The organism is Pseudomonas sp. LBUM1651 (assembly GCF_059716135.1).
In genome coordinates this window covers 252,546-268,081 of the sequence record NZ_CP166805.1, presented here as the reverse complement: position 1 = coordinate 268,081, position 15,536 = coordinate 252,546, and the positions used below count along the sequence as shown (strand labels likewise).

The 15,536-nt window shown below is 61.0% G+C and carries 14 protein-coding genes; 8 read left to right on the top strand and 6 right to left on the bottom strand.

What is annotated here, in order from left to right:
- Positions 1 to 79: 79 nt before the first annotated feature.
- The 3 genes from aguA to ACA066_RS01290 form a co-directional block, all read right to left on the bottom strand.
- Positions 80 to 1,186, bottom strand: coding sequence for an agmatine deiminase (gene aguA / locus ACA066_RS01300; protein WP_497697820.1), 1,107 nt, complete (start codon positions 1,184 to 1,186; stop codon positions 80 to 82).
- A gap of 4 nt (positions 1,187 to 1,190) precedes the next feature.
- Positions 1,191 to 2,069, bottom strand: coding sequence for an N-carbamoylputrescine amidase (aguB, locus tag ACA066_RS01295; RefSeq protein WP_497697819.1), 879 nt, complete (start codon positions 2,067 to 2,069; stop codon positions 1,191 to 1,193).
- Between the two features lie 312 nt (positions 2,070 to 2,381).
- Positions 2,382 to 5,294 (bottom strand): aminotransferase, encoded by a 2,913-nt coding sequence (locus tag ACA066_RS01290; protein ID WP_497697818.1) that lies wholly within the window; start codon positions 5,292 to 5,294, stop codon positions 2,382 to 2,384.
- A 177-nt stretch (positions 5,295 to 5,471) separates the two neighbouring features.
- Between ACA066_RS01290 and rfbB the strand changes: the two genes are divergently transcribed.
- From rfbB to ACA066_RS01255, 7 genes are read left to right on the top strand one after another with little or no spacing between them, the layout of a single operon-like run.
- On the top strand, positions 5,472 to 6,554 hold the full coding sequence (gene rfbB, locus ACA066_RS01285) for a dTDP-glucose 4,6-dehydratase (protein ID WP_497697817.1): 1,083 nt from the start codon (positions 5,472 to 5,474) through the stop codon (positions 6,552 to 6,554).
- On the top strand, positions 6,551 to 7,426 hold the full coding sequence (gene rfbA, locus ACA066_RS01280) for a glucose-1-phosphate thymidylyltransferase RfbA (RefSeq protein ID WP_497697816.1): 876 nt from the start codon (positions 6,551 to 6,553) through the stop codon (positions 7,424 to 7,426). The genes rfbB and rfbA overlap by 4 nt, the downstream gene beginning before the upstream one ends.
- Positions 7,423 to 7,968, top strand: a complete 546-nt coding sequence (gene rfbC / locus ACA066_RS01275) for a dTDP-4-dehydrorhamnose 3,5-epimerase (protein WP_497697815.1) — start codon at positions 7,423 to 7,425, stop codon at positions 7,966 to 7,968. Before rfbA ends, rfbC begins: the two co-directional genes overlap by 4 nt.
- The gene (gene rfbD / locus ACA066_RS01270; protein WP_497697814.1) at positions 7,965 to 8,834 is read left to right on the top strand and encodes a dTDP-4-dehydrorhamnose reductase; all 870 of its coding nucleotides are present in this window, start codon (positions 7,965 to 7,967) and stop codon (positions 8,832 to 8,834) included. The genes rfbC and rfbD overlap by 4 nt, the downstream gene beginning before the upstream one ends.
- Before the next feature lie 36 nt (positions 8,835 to 8,870).
- A complete protein-coding gene (locus ACA066_RS01265) occupies positions 8,871 to 10,679 on the top strand; it encodes a sensor histidine kinase (RefSeq protein WP_497697813.1) in 1,809 nt (602 codons plus the stop codon).
- A complete protein-coding gene (locus tag ACA066_RS01260) occupies positions 10,676 to 12,061 on the top strand; it encodes a sigma-54-dependent transcriptional regulator (protein WP_497697812.1) in 1,386 nt (461 codons plus the stop codon). Before ACA066_RS01265 ends, ACA066_RS01260 begins: the two co-directional genes overlap by 4 nt.
- Positions 12,062 to 12,101: 40 nt before the next feature.
- Positions 12,102 to 12,557 (top strand): thioesterase domain-containing protein, encoded by a 456-nt coding sequence (locus ACA066_RS01255; RefSeq protein ID WP_497697811.1) that lies wholly within the window; start codon positions 12,102 to 12,104, stop codon positions 12,555 to 12,557.
- Positions 12,558 to 12,725: 168 nt separating this feature from the next.
- Here ACA066_RS01255 and cysQ read toward each other — a convergent pair whose 3' ends face one another.
- Positions 12,726 to 13,553, bottom strand: a complete 828-nt coding sequence (cysQ, locus tag ACA066_RS01250; protein ID WP_497697810.1) for a 3'(2'),5'-bisphosphate nucleotidase CysQ — start codon at positions 13,551 to 13,553, stop codon at positions 12,726 to 12,728.
- Entirely contained in the window at positions 13,550 to 14,116 is a 567-nt protein-coding gene (nudE, locus tag ACA066_RS01245) for an ADP compounds hydrolase NudE (protein ID WP_497697809.1), read from the bottom strand. Before nudE ends, cysQ begins: the two co-directional genes overlap by 4 nt.
- A 90-nt stretch (positions 14,117 to 14,206) precedes the next feature.
- On the opposite strand from nudE, the gene yrfG reads away from it, so the two are divergent.
- Positions 14,207 to 14,869 carry a GMP/IMP nucleotidase gene (gene yrfG / locus ACA066_RS01240; RefSeq protein ID WP_497697808.1) on the top strand — a complete coding sequence of 221 codons (663 nt, stop codon included), beginning with the start codon at positions 14,207 to 14,209 and terminating at the stop codon, positions 14,867 to 14,869.
- A 119-nt stretch (positions 14,870 to 14,988) separates the two neighbouring features.
- Here the strand turns inward: yrfG and lysM are convergent, their stop codons facing one another.
- Positions 14,989 to 15,429, bottom strand: coding sequence for a peptidoglycan-binding protein LysM (gene lysM, locus ACA066_RS01235; protein WP_084318267.1), 441 nt, complete (start codon positions 15,427 to 15,429; stop codon positions 14,989 to 14,991).
- Between the last annotated feature and the right edge of the window lie 107 nt (positions 15,430 to 15,536).

The following is a 15,536-nucleotide window of genomic DNA, read 5'->3' as shown; positions in this document are numbered from 1 at the left end:
TGCGGGCTTTTTGCAAGGCGTCGAAGGAAAACCGTTGTCCGAGTGATTTTCCAGTCAACTCAGGCTGTTACAACGGCACTCACTCCTTGTGCGGCGCAGGCTGCTGTTGGGTAAGGCAGTGGATGTTACCGCCGCCCAGTAACAGTTCGCGGCCCGGCACCATGACGACCTCGTGCTGCGGGAACAGGCTCTGCAAAATCTCTTTGGCCGGGCCATCCAGTGGATCGTCGAAGCTCGGCGCGATGATGCCGCCGTTGACGATGAGGAAGTTCACGTAGGAACCGGCCAGACGAACGGTCGGATTGCGTTCCTGGGTTCCGTCTACCGGGTCCACGCCGGCGCACTCTTCTTCGGTCGCATACAGCGGCCCCGGAATCGGCATCTTGTGCACCGTGAACGGGCGACCCTTGGCGTCGGTGCTGCTTTCCAGCACGTTCATTGCCGCCTGGCAGCGCGGGTAGTTCGGGTCTTGCGGGTCGTCGGTCCAGGCCAGCAACACTTCGCCCGGACGCACGTAGCAGCAGAAGTTATCCACATGACCGTCGGTTTCGTCGTTGAACAAACCGTCCGGCAGCCAGATGATTTTATCCACCGCCAGGTTCGCGCTGAGCACCGCTTCGATTTCTGCACGGTTCATGTGCGGGTTGCGATTGCGGTTGAGCAGGCATTCTTCGGTAGTGATCAGCGTGCCTTCGCCATCAACGTGGATCGAACCGCCTTCGAGCACGAAGCCCTCGGTGCGATAACGCTGGCTGCGTTCAATCTCGAGGATCTTGCCGCCGACCTGCGAATCACGGTTCCACGGCGAATACAGGCCACCGTCAAAACCGCCCCATGCGTTGAAATCCCAGTTCACACCGCGGACTTCGCCACTGTTATTGATGACGAACGTCGGCCCCGTGTCGCGGACCCAGGCGTCGTCACTGGACATCTCGACCACACGAATATTCGGCACATCGAGACGGGCGCGAGCGTTTTCATACTGGCCAGCGGAAACCGCCACGGTCACCGGTTCGAAACGCGCGATGGCCTTGGCCACCGCCACGTGTGCGGCTTGCGCCGGTTTGCCACCCAGGCGCCAGTTGTCCGGGCGCTCGGGCCAGATCATCCAGGTCTGGGTTTGTGGCGCCCACTCGGCGGGCATGTAGAAGCCGTCGGCGCGCGGGGTGCTGTTTAAAGTGGTCATGCAGTCAGGACTCCAGGGAACCGTCGAGGGTTTTGAGCGCATTGTATAGGTTCGGGCGACGATCACGGAACGAGCCCCACGCGCTGCGAATGTGCTCCAGTTCGTCGAGGTCGAAGCTCTGAACCAGCACGCCTTCTTCGGTTTTATCGAGTTCCTGGACCTTCTCGCCGAACTGGTTGGCGATAAACGACGAGCCGTAGAAGGTGATGTCGTACCCGTCCTGCTCCTCATTGCCGATACGGTTGCTGGCGATCAACGGCATCAAGTTGGCGCCGGCATGGCCCTGCTGCACCCGCTGCCAGTGGTCGCGGGACGAGATGGTCTTGTCGTGCGGCTCACTGCCGATGGCGGTCGGGTAGAACAGAATTTCCGCACCCAGCAACGCCATGCTGCGGGCGCACTCCGGGAACCACTGATCCCAGCAGATGCCCACGCCGATTTTCGCGTAACGGGTGCTCCACACTTTGAAACCGGTGTCGCCCGGGTTGAAGTAGTACTTCTCGTGGTAGCCAGGGCCGTCCGGGATATGGCTTTTACGATAAATCCCGAGGTTGCTGCCGTCGGCATCGATGATCGCGATGCTGTTGAAACGCGCGCGGCCGGCCAGTTCGTAGAAGCTGATCGGCAGCACCACTTGCAGTTCCCTGGCGACTTTCTGGAAATGCTTGATGGCGACGTTGTCTTCCACCGTCGTGGCCAGTTGCAGGTAATCCGGATTGGGTTTCTGGCAGAAGTACGGCGCTTCGAACAGTTCCTGGATCAGGATGATCTGCGCGCCTTTGGCTGCGGCCTCACGGACCAGCCTTTCAGCGGTTTCGAGGTTGGCTTCAAGGTCCCAGGAACAGGCCATCTGGGTGGCGGCGACGGTAACGATACGGCTCATGAATCATCTCCGGGCAAGTGCTGTGGGTCGAGTTTGGCATCGACTAATGACAGAAACGGGAAGCACGGGCGTGATGAGTCACGCCGTAGCAATGGCGACTTTATAGCCGATAAAAATCGGCTTTAGAAGCGATTAATCTTCATTCTGTCGAAAAAAACAGCACTTAAACCCGATAACAATCGATGTTTTGTGGGTGTTTTTGATGACGCCTTCGCGGGCAAGCCTCGCTCCTACAGGTCCGTGTCGAACGCGAATTTTTTACACGACACAACCTGTAGGAGCGAGGCTTGCCCGCGAAAGCGATCTCAAGCCTTACAAACCTTCATCCAAGACCTTCGCCATCATGTCGACAAAGAAATCCACACTCCGGCGCGAGGTCACCATCGGCGGTTTGATCTTGAGGACGTTCAGATAATCTCCCGTCGGCTGCATGAAGATCCCCAACTCCCGCAGGCGATCACATAACGCCGTGGTTTCTTCAGTCGCCGGCTCCAGGGTTTCGCGGTCGCGGATCAATTCAACGCCCAGATAAAAACCGGACCCGTGCACCGCGCCCACCAGCGGATGAATATCGATCAGCGCCTCAAGACGCTCCTTGAAATATCCGCCCACGACCTGGGCGTTTTCCCAAAGCTTTTCTTCTTCCATCACATCCAGAACGGCCATGCCGATCTGGCAACTGACGGGGCTGCCACCCGCCGAGGAGAAGAAATAACCCTCGGCTTCCAGCGCCTCGGCGATTTCCCGGCGGGTAATTACCGCGCCCAGCGGTTGGCCGTTGCCCATGCCTTTGGCCATGGTGATGATGTCCGGCACCACACCCTGTTCTTCGAAGCCCCAGAAGAAGTGACCCATGCGCCCGTAACCGACCTGCACTTCGTCGGCGATGCATACGCCGCCCTGGTCGCGAACCAACCAGTAAACCTGTTTCAAATACCCCGGCGGCAGCGAGATGCCGCCGGCATTGCCGTACACCGGCTCGCAAATGAAACCGGCCAGCTGGCGTCCTTGCTCAGCGATTTTCGCCAGGTTGTGTTCGACGCTGCGCACATAATCCGGCGCACTGTCCGGGCCACGGAATTCACCACGATAGGTGTTCGGGGCCGTCACCGGGTGCACCCAGTCCGGGCGGCTGCTCAAGGCCTTGGGGTTGTCGGCTATCGACGTCGAGACCGCGTCCGCACCCACCGTCCAGCCGTGATAGGCCTCCAGCACGCTGACGATGTCGCGACCGCCGCTGTAGGCCCATGCAAGACGGATCGCCAGGTCGTTGGCCTCGCTGCCGCTGTTGACCAGGAACACCCGGTCCATGCCATCTGGCGACAGCTTCAGCAAACGCTCGGAAAATTCGGCAACCGCCGCGTAATTGAAGCGCGAGTTGGTGTTGAGCAGCGACCACTGGCGGCTGGCCACCGCTGCCATGCGCGGATGGCCGTGACCGAGCACCGCGACGTTGTTGAGCATGTCGAGGTAGGAACGGCCCTGCATGTCGATCAGGTGATTGCGCCAGCCGCGTTCGATGCGTGGCGGGTCGACGTAATAGTGCTTCTGGGTCCGGGCGAAACTGGCGTCGCGGCGCGCCAGCAAGGTCTGCGAATCAAGTTCCGCTTCAGCATCGCACGCCAGCCCCAACAGCGTCGCCGGCGACGGACACAACGCTTGCCAGGCCGCTGCGCGAGACGGCGTGCAAAACCACGGCGCGTCGAACGAAGCGCCTCGGCACAACTGCACCCGCAACGGACCGCTGACCGCGCCCAACACCTGGCCCTTGACCAGCGTGGCGCCGGTGTGCAGCGACGGCGTCACGCCCCACAGCCGCACGCTCAATTGCGGGCCGTCGAGTTGCAACACACCCGGCGCCGGTTGGTGGACCACACCGGCAAATGGCGATTCCACCGCCGTGCCGTGGGGGACTCGCAACTCGACATGCAGCGGGCACGTGTCCGGTTCGCTGGCGCTGTCGGGGCGGGTGCGGGACAAACGGTATTGTCCATAACGGCTGGCAGCCAGGCCGTGCGCTGCAGCCGCTTCGCTCAACAGACGCTGATCGATCCCTTCCTGCTCCCAGTTACCGGCCTCGAAATGCGGGCTGAGTACACCCAGGTCGATCAAGGCGAATTCACGTCCGACCAGGCTCGGCAGCAGCGGTGCGAAACCTTCGCTGCCGATGCCTGGCAGGCTCTGACCGACAGAGGTGAGGATCGCCGCTTCCATCAACGCCAGCGGCACCGAGGTGGCCACGCGGAAAATCTCCCACTCGTGGGTCAGGTTGTCGCGACTGTATTGATTACCCGGATCGATGCTGACCTGCTGTTCGCCACTGAGCACCAGCACCGCCGCCCGCGCGATGATCAGCGGCCACAGCGCCAGCAGTTCTTCGTGTTGCAACGGGTTGACCGCGTGATACGCCTGAACCGCCGGCAAGATGTAAAACGGATCGCCACCGGCATGATGCAGCAGCGCCGCGCAGGTCACCGAAAGGTCGGTGATGCGCCAGGTGTGGATCAGGTCGCCGAAATCGATAACCCCCTGCAGTTGCCACTGGCGTTGCGAATCGCGCTGCCAGACCACGTTGTCATCGGTGATGTCCATGTGGATGGCCTGCACCGGCAACTTGTCCACCAGCGGCTGCAAATGTCGCTCGGCCTGTTCGGCCACTTGCGCGATTAACGCTCGCTGCGCGTCATCCTCGATGACCGGCAGCAAATGCGCGATCAAGGCGCTGGCGTGACGGGCGTCCCATTGCAGGGTGCGTTCAAGGCCCGCATGGTTGAAATCGGCCAGCGCCTGGTCCATTTCACCGCAGAGCCGGCCGAAACCTGCCACCACTGGTCCGGGCAGATAGTCCAGGTGTGTGAGCGATTGGCCCTCGATGTATTCGAGCAGGCGCACGTGCACCGCTTGCCCGCCGACTTCAAGTGACAGCAGGTCGGCGCCGTTCTGGGCAGCAATCACTCGCGGCACCGGCACGCCGGAGTGCTCGGCCAGATGCTTGAGCCCGGCATGCTGGGCTTGCAGTTCCAGCGCCGAATAGTCGCCTCGGCAGATTTTCAGGACGAAACGCCCATGCTTACTGTCAACGCGGTAGTTGAGATCCTGCTGGCTGCCGAGCGCCTGCAATCGCCCGCTCAGCCCGTAATGCCCCTCGAGCAGCTCTAGCGCTTGCACCGCAGACACTTGCGGGCTGGGCAAACTGGCGCGATGAATCAACGTGGCGAGCGGCATACAACAACCCCTGAAAATTCTATTAGGCGCTTATATCGCCACCACGTCGGTCGATAATCAACCCCCGCGCATGCATCAAAACCCAAATAGCAGTCACAACCCTATTGCACCACTCCTCTCCTGCCGACAAGCTATGCTCATTTGCTTCAATCGTCTTACAGATAAAGGCTGGCCAACATGCGTATTCTCATCACCGGCGGTGCCGGTTTCATTGGCTCTGCCCTGGTTCGCCACCTGATCCGGCACACTGAGCATGAAGTGCTCAACCTGGACAAACTGACCTACGCCGGCAATCTGGAATCGCTGACCAGCATTGCCAACGACACACGTTACGAATTCGTGCAGGCCGATATCGTTGATCAGGCCGCCGTCAGCGCCGTGCTGGAACGCTTCCAGCCGCATGCGATCATGCATCTGGCAGCCGAGTCCCACGTCGACCGCTCCATCGACGGTCCGTCGGATTTCATTCAAACCAATATCGTCGGCACCTACAGCCTGCTCGAGGCAACCCGCGCCTACTGGCAGACCCTGGCCGAGCCCGAGAAAAGCGCCTTCCGTTTTCACCACATCTCCACGGACGAGGTTTACGGCGACCTGCATGGCGTCGATGACCTGTTCACGGAAACGACCCCGTACGCGCCGAGCTCACCGTATTCCGCCAGCAAGGCGGCCTCCGACCACTTGGTCCGCGCGTGGCAGCGCACCTACGGCCTGCCGGTATTGCTGACCAACTGCTCGAACAACTACGGGCCGTTCCACTTCCCCGAAAAACTGATCCCGCTGGTGATTCTCAACGCCCTCGCCGGCAAGCCGCTGCCTGTTTACGGTAACGGCCTGCAGGTTCGCGACTGGCTGTTTGTCGAGGATCACGCCCGCGCACTGTTCAAAGTGGTCACCGAAGGGGTGGTCGGCGAGACCTACAACATCGGCGGTCACAACGAGCAGAAGAACATCGACGTCGTGCGTGGCATCTGCGCCTTGCTTGAAGAACTGGCGCCACACAAACCCGACGGCGTCGCGCATTTCGCCGACCTGATCACTTTCGTCCAGGACCGTCCTGGCCATGACCTGCGCTACGCGATCGATGCCAGCAAAATTGAGCGCGAACTCGGCTGGACGCCCGAAGAAACTTTCGAGACCGGCCTGCGCAAAACCGTCCAGTGGTATCTGGAAAACCTGGAGTGGTGCCGCCGTGTTCAGGACGGCAGCTATCAGGGTGAACGACTGGGCGCCATCAATACCAAGGAGTTGATCGCATGATGAAAGGCATTGTTTTGGCCGGTGGTTCGGGCACGCGTCTGCACCCGATTACGCTGGGCGTATCCAAACAGCTGTTGCCGATCTACGACAAACCGATGATCTACTACCCGATCTCGGTGCTGATGCTGGCCGGCATCAAGGAAATCCTGGTGATTTCCACCCCGCAGGACCTGCCGCAGTATCGCAACCTGCTGGGTGACGGCAGTCAGTTCGGCGTGCATTTCAGCTACGCCGAACAGCCTTCGCCCGATGGCCTGGCCCAGGCGTTTCTGATTGGTGAAGAGTTTATTGGCGATGATCCGGTGTGCCTGATCCTCGGCGACAACATCTTCCACGGTCAGCACTTTGGCGAGCAGTTGAAGAACGCTGTGAAACGCGCTTCAGGCGCTACTGTATTCGGCTATTGGGTCAAAGACCCGGAGCGCTTCGGCGTGATTGATTTCGACAGCGAAGGCCGCGCGCTGTCGATCGAAGAAAAGCCGAAAGTACCGAAATCCAGCTATGCCGTGACCGGCCTGTATTTCTACGATAACGACGTGATCGACATCGCCAAGGCCGTGAAGCCGTCGCCACGCGGCGAACTGGAGATCACCGACGTCAACAATGCCTACCTCAAGCGTGGCGATTTGCAGGTCGAGCGTTTCGGTCGCGGTTTCGCCTGGCTGGATACCGGCACTCACGACAGCCTGCTCGAAGCGTCCCAGTACGTGCAGACCATCGAGCATCGCCAAGGACTGAAAGTGGCCTGCCTGGAAGAAATCGCTTACGAAAATGGCTGGATCAGTCGCGAGCATTTGCTCGAACGTGCCAAGTATTTTGGCAAGACCGGCTATGGCCAGTACCTCTACAAGCTGGCCGGGGAAAATCAATGAATGTGATTGAAACCGTGCTGCCCGGTGTGTTGATCCTTGAGCCCAAGGTCTTCGGCGACGAGCGCGGCTTTTTCTACGAAAGCTTCAATGCCAAGGCGTTCGAAGAGGCAACCGGCCTGAACAGGCAGTTCGTTCAGGACAACCATTCCCGCTCCCAGAAAGGCGTGCTGCGCGGCCTGCACTACCAACTGGAAAACACCCAGGGAAAACTGGTGCGGGTTACGGCCGGTGAAGTGCTCGATGTCGCGGTGGATGTACGTCGCAGCTCACCGAATTTCGGCCAGTGGGCGGCAGTGCGTTTGTCCGCAGAAAACAGTCGCCAACTCTGGGTACCGGAAGGTTTTGCCCATGGATTCGTGGTGCTGAGTGACTTCGCCGAGTTCCTCTACAAGACCACCGACTATTACAACCCGGACGCCGAATGTTGCATCCGATGGGACGATCCAACGCTTGCCATCGACTGGCAACTGCAGGAAGCGCCCAAGCTTTCGGCCAGGGATCAGCAGGGCAAAACCTTCCAGGAAGTTAAAGTGTTTTCATGAAAATACTCATCTGTGGCCAGCAGGGCCAGGTTTCACGTGAGTTACAGCATCGTCTGGGCGTTTTGGGCGAGTTGGTCGTTCCGGGACGCGATCAACTCGACCTGACTCAACCGGAACAGATTCGCCAGCAGGTCCGGCGCGCTCGTCCCGACCTCATCATCAACGCGGCGGCCCACACGGCGGTCGATCAGGCTGAAAGCGAGCCGCAAGTGGTCTTCGCCATCAACGCGGCTGCCCCAGGCATTCTCGCCGAAGAAGCATTGACGCTTGGCATTCCGCTGATTCACTACTCCACCGACTATGTGTTCGACGGCGGCAAGATCGGTCCTTACAGCGAGGACGATGCGCCCAACCCGTTGGGGGTCTACGGCCAGAGCAAACTGGCCGGCGAACAAGCAATCACGGCGGTACAGGGCAAGCATCTGATTTTGCGCACCAGCTGGGTCTACTCGACCCACGGCCGAAATTTCCTGCTGACCATGCAACGTCTGCTGCAAGAAAAACCGGAGTTGCGCATCGTCGCCGACCAGATCGGAGCACCCACCTGGGCCGGCACGATCGCCAACAGCACCCTCGCCCTGATCGAACGCTGGCAGGCCGGCGAGACCGGCGCCTGGGGCACTTATCACCTGACCGCGCAGGGTGAAACCTCGTGGTTCGGTTTCGCCCAGGCCATCGGCAAAGCGCTGCGGGAACAGGGAAAGCCTTGCGCAAACCTGCTACCGATTACCACCAGTGAATACCCGACACCCGCCACCCGCCCGCTGAACTCGCGCCTGGATTGCGGTCGCCTGCAGCGCGAATGGGGCGTCAGTCAGCCTGACTGGCAAACCGCGCTGCGCGAGTGTCTTGCCGGACAAGCCTAGGCATAATGCGCCTGTACCCACAGGCGCCTGATGCTCATGAACCCGACCCTTCCTCGCCGACCCCGCTGGCGCAGCCTGGCCCTGCTTGCGCTGTGCCTGGCGCCATTGCTGTGGCCGCTGGAGCATCTGGCCGAGCGTTATTACCGCAGCGAACTGGCCGGGCAGAACCGTCAGACCCTCGACCTGTACGTCGCCAACCTGCTGGGCACGTTGCATCGCTATGAAGTGATGCCGCAGATCCTTGGCGACCTGCCGGCCCTGCGCGCCGACCTGTCTGCACCGGACGACGGCGTAACGCAGGGCAACGCCAATCGGCTGCTGAAGAACATCAGCGCCCAGACCGGCGCCGAAGTCATGTACCTGATGGACACCACGGGCAAGACGCTCGCCGCCTCCAACTGGGACAAGCACGACAGTTTCGTCGGGCGCAATTTCGCCTTTCGGCCGTATTTCAGTGAAGCCATGGCCGGGCGTCTGGGGCGCTTTTTCGGCCTGGGCACCACCTCGGGCAAACGCGGTTACTTCTTCGCGGCAGCGGTCCGGGATCGCGAAAAAATCATCGGCGTGCTGGTGGTCAAGGTTGACCTGGACCACACCGAAAGCCTCTGGGGTAAAACCCCGGAACAACTGCTGGTGACTGACCACAACGGCGTGGTCATCCTCACTTCGCGGCCGGAATGGCGGTTTCGCGCGACCCGTCCGTTGAGCGACGCCGAGCGCGAGGCGATCACCGCGATTCAGCCCTACCCGACCCGCGAACCCAAGCCATTGAACCTCGATCCGGACGCGTGGCTGACCCAGACCCGGCAGATCGACGAAACCGGCTGGAGCGTCAGCATCCTTGCGCCGCGCACCCTGATCGACCGCCCGGTGCGCACGGTGGTCGCCATCGGCGGCGCGACACTGCTGGTGTTGATGCTGCTGCTCGGCCTGATGATGCAGCGCCGCCGCCACTACCTCGAACGAATCGCCTTCGAAGCCAAGGCCCGTCGGGAACTGGAAGGCCGCGTCGCCGAACGTACCAGCGACCTCGAAGGCCTCAACCGTCGGCTGAAACAGGAAGTGCTGGAGCGTGAACATGCCCAGCAGGAACTGGTGCGCGCCCAGGATGACCTGGTGCAGGCCGGCAAGCTGTCGGCGCTCGGGACCATGTCGGCGAGCATCAGCCACGAACTCAATCAGCCATTGGCGGCGATCCGCAGCTACGCGGAAAACGCCGAGGTGCTGCTTGATCACGAGCGCACCGACGATGCGCGCGGCAACCTCAAGCTGATCAGTGAACTGACCGGGCGCATGGCCTCGATCATCGCGCACCTGCGCGCCTTTGCCCGGCGTGATCGCCACGCCCCGGAAAGCGTCGCGCTGCAACCGGCGCTGGATGACGCGCTGGCGCTGTTGGCCAAGCGCCGGCGGAGCATGGAGGTCGAGCTGATCCGCGACTTGCCGGCCGCCACGCTGTGGGTCGAGGCTGGGGAAACCCGTTTGCGCCAGGTGCTCGGCAACCTGCTGGCCAACGCGCTGGACGCGCTGACGGAAAAAGGCCCGCCGCGTAAACTCTGGTTGAGTGCCCAAGCCACCGCCGATGGCGTCAATCTGTACATTCGCGACAACGGCCCCGGCTTTTGCATGGAAGCCCTTGGCCGCGCCAGCGAGCCTTTCTACACCACCAAGACCCGCACGCAGGGGCTGGGTCTGGGGCTGGCGATTTGCGAGACCCTGATGCGTGCCTTCGGTGGTGAACTGTCGTTCGCCAACCACAAGGAAGGCGGCGCCCTGATTACCCTGAAACTGCGCGCAGGCGCACCGGGCGTGAGCCTGCAACCGTCCGAGGACCGAAGTGCATGACCATCGACAACCGCATCCAGGTCGTGCTGATCGACGACGATCCCCATCTGCGTCAGGCCTTGAGCCAGACGCTGGACCTGGCGGGCCTGAAAATCCTGCCGCTCGCCGAAGCCAAGGGCGTGGCCGGGCAACTGGAGCGCGACTGGCCGGGGGTGGTGGTCAGCGACATCCGCATGCCGGGCATGGACGGTCTTGAGTTGCTGACAGAACTGCACGCGCAGGACCCGGAGCTGCCAGTGCTGCTGATCACCGGTCACGGCGACGTGCCGCTGGCGGTGCAAGCGATGCGCACCGGCGCTTATGACTTTCTGGAAAAACCCTTCGCCAGCGATGCCCTGCTCGACAGCGTGCGCCGCGCATTGGCCTTGCGCCGTCTGGTGCTGGACAACCGCAGCCTGCGTCTGGCCCTGAGTGACCGCAATGAACTGAGCACAAGACTGGTCGGGCAATCGGCGCCAATGCTGCGCTTGCGCGAGCAGATTGGCGCACTGGCGGCGACCAAGGCCGACGTGTTGATCCTTGGCGAAACCGGTGCCGGTAAAGAGGTCGTGGCCCGGGCGCTGCATGATTTGTCGAGTCGGCGTAACGGCCCGTTCGTGGCGATCAACGCCGGCGCCTTGGCCGAGTCGGTGGTGGAAAGCGAATTGTTCGGCCACGAGCCGGGCGCCTTTACCGGCGCGCAAAAGCGTCGCATCGGCAAGTTTGAATTCGCCAACGGCGGCACGCTGTTCCTCGATGAAATCGAAAGCATGAGCCTGGACGTGCAGGTGAAGTTGCTGCGCTTGCTGCAAGAACGGGTGGTAGAGCGCCTGGGCGGCAATCAGCTGATCCCGCTGGACATCCGCATCATCGCTGCGACCAAGGAAGACCTGCGCCAGTCCGCCGATCAGGGCCGCTTCCGTGCCGACTTGTATTACCGTCTCAACGTCGCGCCGCTACGCATTCCGCCATTGCGCGAACGGGGTGAAGATGCGCTGATGCTATTCCAGTATTTCGCCGATGAAGCCAGTGCTCGCCATGGCTTGTCGCCCCACGAACTGCAACCGGGACAACGGGCCTTGCTGCTGCGTCACACCTGGCCGGGTAATGTACGGGAACTGCAGAACGCCGCCGAACGTTTTGCCCTGGGCCTGGAGCTGGCGCTGGACAACAGCGCGCTGGAGGGTGGGGCGAGCACAACGGTTGAAGTGGTCAGCGGCGGGTTGAGCGAGCAGGTGGAAAACTTCGAGAAATCGTTGATTGCCGCCGAACTGGCGCGCTCTCACAGCTCGGTCCGCAGCCTTGCCGAAGCCCTCGGCATTCCGCGCAAAACCTTGCACGACAAACTGCGCAAACACGGGCTGAACTTTGCCGACCATCACCCGACCGACGAACTCGATTGAGCGACCGTCAATCCTTCCTCTTCAAGCAAAAGGCCCATTCATGAACCGCGACAGTCGTCACCTGGAATCAGTCCTCCACCGCGACATTCCCCTGACGCAGGCCATGGGCGTCAAAGTGCTCGACTGGCACGACCAGCAACTGCGCCTGCACTTGCCGCTGGAAGCCAACGTCAATCACAAAAGCACCATGTTCGGCGGCAGCCTGTATTGCGGCGCGGTGCTGGCAGGTTGGGGCTGGCTGCATTTGCGTTTGCGTGAGGAAGGGATTGAAGACGGGCACATCGTGATTCACGAAGGGCAGATCAGCTATCCACTGCCGGTGACCATGGACGCGACAGCGATTTGCCAAGCGCCGAGTGCGGCGGTGTGGAAGAAGTTTTTGGCGATGTATCAGCGCTATGGACGGGCGCGGCTGACGTTGCATTCGCGGATCGTCAATGCCGATAGCGATGACGATGCGGTGAGGTTTACCGGGCAGTACGTCCTGCATCGCTAGAGTAAACGCCAGTGCATAACCCTGTGGCGAGGGAGCTTGCTCCCGCTCGGTTGCGCAGCAGCCGCAAGCCAGGCAACAGGGTTTAACTGCTACTGCGCAGTGCCTGGGTTTGGGGCCGCTTCGCAGCCCAGCGGGAGCAAGCTCCCTCGCCACAAAGTCGTGTGCAACTCAGGAACGCGCCAACGCCAGCAGTTTTTCCCGCCAGGCCGCTTTCGCCGGCAGTGCCAGGAAAAACTCGTTCCGCAAAGACTCCCGCGCCGGATAGCTGAACGGCACGCCGCTCAACTCCAGCACTTCACCACCCGCCCCTTCCAGCACACCTTGCGCCGCAGCCGTATCCCACTGCGAAGTCGGCGCCAGACGCGGATAACAATCCGCCGTGCCTTCCGCCAGAAGGCAAAACTTCAACGAACTGCCGATATTGGCCAATTGCAGCTCACCCAGACTGGCGCTCAACCCGGCCAGCAAACGCTCTTGTTCAGGGCTTGAATGCCGACGGCTGGCGACGACAGTGAACGCCTCTCCCGGAGCCGGAACATTGCGAACCTGAATCGGCGACGGCTCGGCTTCTTGATCACCACGCCACGCGCCCAGCCCGGCACCACCGACATAGAAACGCCCGTTGGTCGGCATCGACACCACACCGAACACCACGCGACCTTGTTCGATCAACGCGATGTTGACGGTAAATTCTTCACTGCCAGAGATGAACTCCTTGGTCCCGTCCAGCGGATCGACCAGCCACCAGCGCTGCCAGCCGGCACGCACGCTCTGCGGGATGTTGGCGTCCTCTTCGGACAACACCGGAATGCTCGGGTCCAGCGCGGTCAGCCCAGCCAGAATCAGATGATGAGCGGCCAGATCGGCTGCGGTGACCGGCGAATCGTCGGCCTTGGCGGTCACCGCAGTGCCGATACGCCAAAACGGCAGGATCGCGTCGCCAGCCTTCAATGCCAGTTCAACCACCGGCGCCATCAATGGATGCGGAAAATTCATGGCAGGAACACCCCACGCTGAGTCAATAGGTCACGGGCCAGGTACAACGCCGCCAAGGCACGGCCCTCGGTGAATCGCGGGTTCTGGGCCAGGCCGGACAGTTCACGCAGATTGATTTTGTCCACGCCCATCGGCTCGGGCTCGTCGCCCTCTAGCCGTTCTTCGTACAAATCGGTGGCCAGAACCACCTGAATTTTCTGGCTCATGTAACCCGGCGACAAGGACAACTCGGTCAGATGCTCCAGCTGTCGCGCGCCATACCCGGCTTCTTCCTTGAGCTCGCGTTCCGCTGCCGCCAGCACGTCTTCACCCGGCTCGATCAAGCCTTTGGGCAGCGACAGCTCGTATTCATCGGTGCCGCCGCAATATTCCTCGACCAACACCGCGTGGTCCGAATCGATCATCGCCACGATCATCACCGCGCCATACCCGGCGCCCTTGCCGACCAGTCGCTCATAAGTGCGCTCCGCGCCATTGGAAAAGCGCAATTTCAGCTCCTCGACGCAGAACAAACGGCTGGTGGCGACAATCTCGCGGGCGAGGATGGTGGGTTTCTGGCGCATGAAAAGCTCCTTGGCGTGAACGCGTTACTATACCCGGCCTATCCTGATTGTTGACCTCGGATATCTTTTTTACCGTTGGAGAAGTTTTTTATGTCACTGCTGCCGTGGCGCGACATCGACACCGTTCTGCTGGACATGGACGGCACGCTGCTGGACCTGCACTTCGACAATCATTTCTGGCTGGAGCATTTGCCCCAGCGTTACGCCGAGTTGCACGGGGTGAGCCGGGCCATGGCCGAGATGGAATTGCAGCCGCTGTTCGAACGCAACGCCGGTCAGTTGCAATGGTATTGCCTGGATTTCTGGAGCGCCGAGCTGAAGCTGCCGGTGCGCGAGCTGAAACTGGAAACCGCGCACCTGATCGCTTTGCGCCCGGATGCGGATACGTTTCTGGAGGCCATCAAGCAGGCCGGCAAGCGGGTGGTGATGATCACCAATGCGCACCGTGATTCGCTGTCACTGAAACTGGAAAGAATTGAACTGGCGCCGTACTTCGAGCGGTTGATCAGCTCTCACGATTACGGCTTTCCCAAGGAGGATCCGCAGTTTTGGGAAGCATTGCAGGCGGATATCGGCTTCGATCCGACGCGCAGCCTGTTTATCGACGATACGTTGCCGATCCTGCGCAGTGCGCGGGATTTCGGGGTCTCGCATTTATTGGCCGTGAGTGAGCCGGACAGTCGCAAGGGGCCGAAGGATACGGCGGAGTTTGCGGCGGTGGTCGATTATCGGGAGTTGATTGCAGGACTCTGAGATCGCGTCGCCTGCATCGCGAGCAAGCTTTGCTCCTACAGGTCCGAGTCGCACATATTTTTTGTGAACGACACAGATCCTGTAGGAGCAAGGCTTGCCCGCGATTGCGGTCCTGAGCCTTACTCAGGAATCCGCAACGACTGCCCCGGATAGATCTTGTTCACATCCTTGAGCATTGGCTTATTGGCCTCGAAGATTTTTTGATACTTGTTGGCATCGCCATACACGCGCAAGGAAATCGCACTAAGGGTGTCGCCCTTCACAACCGTGACAAAGGTTGCAGCCTTCACCACCGGCCCGGTCACTGTAATCTGGTCATCCACGCTACCGACCCCGGCGATATTGCCTACCGCCAGCAGGATCTTTTCCTTCTCTTCCTGGCTCGCCACTTCACCGGTCACGGTGACCTTGTCGCCGTCCACCGTTGCCTGCACATTCGGATTTCCCAGGCCGACCTTGCTGATGTGTTCCTTCAACTGCTCGCTGGCATTGGCATTCCCCGGCGTCAGCAGATCGATAAGCTTTTCGCCTGCTTCTTTCACAAAGCTAAAAATACTCATGGTGCACTCTCCTTGGGTTTTGGGTTCCAGACGCAAAAGCCTAGACCAAGGTTGCAACCCTCGGCTCCCGCCCGACCAATGACGCCGCTTGCCCCCAGGCGCTAGAA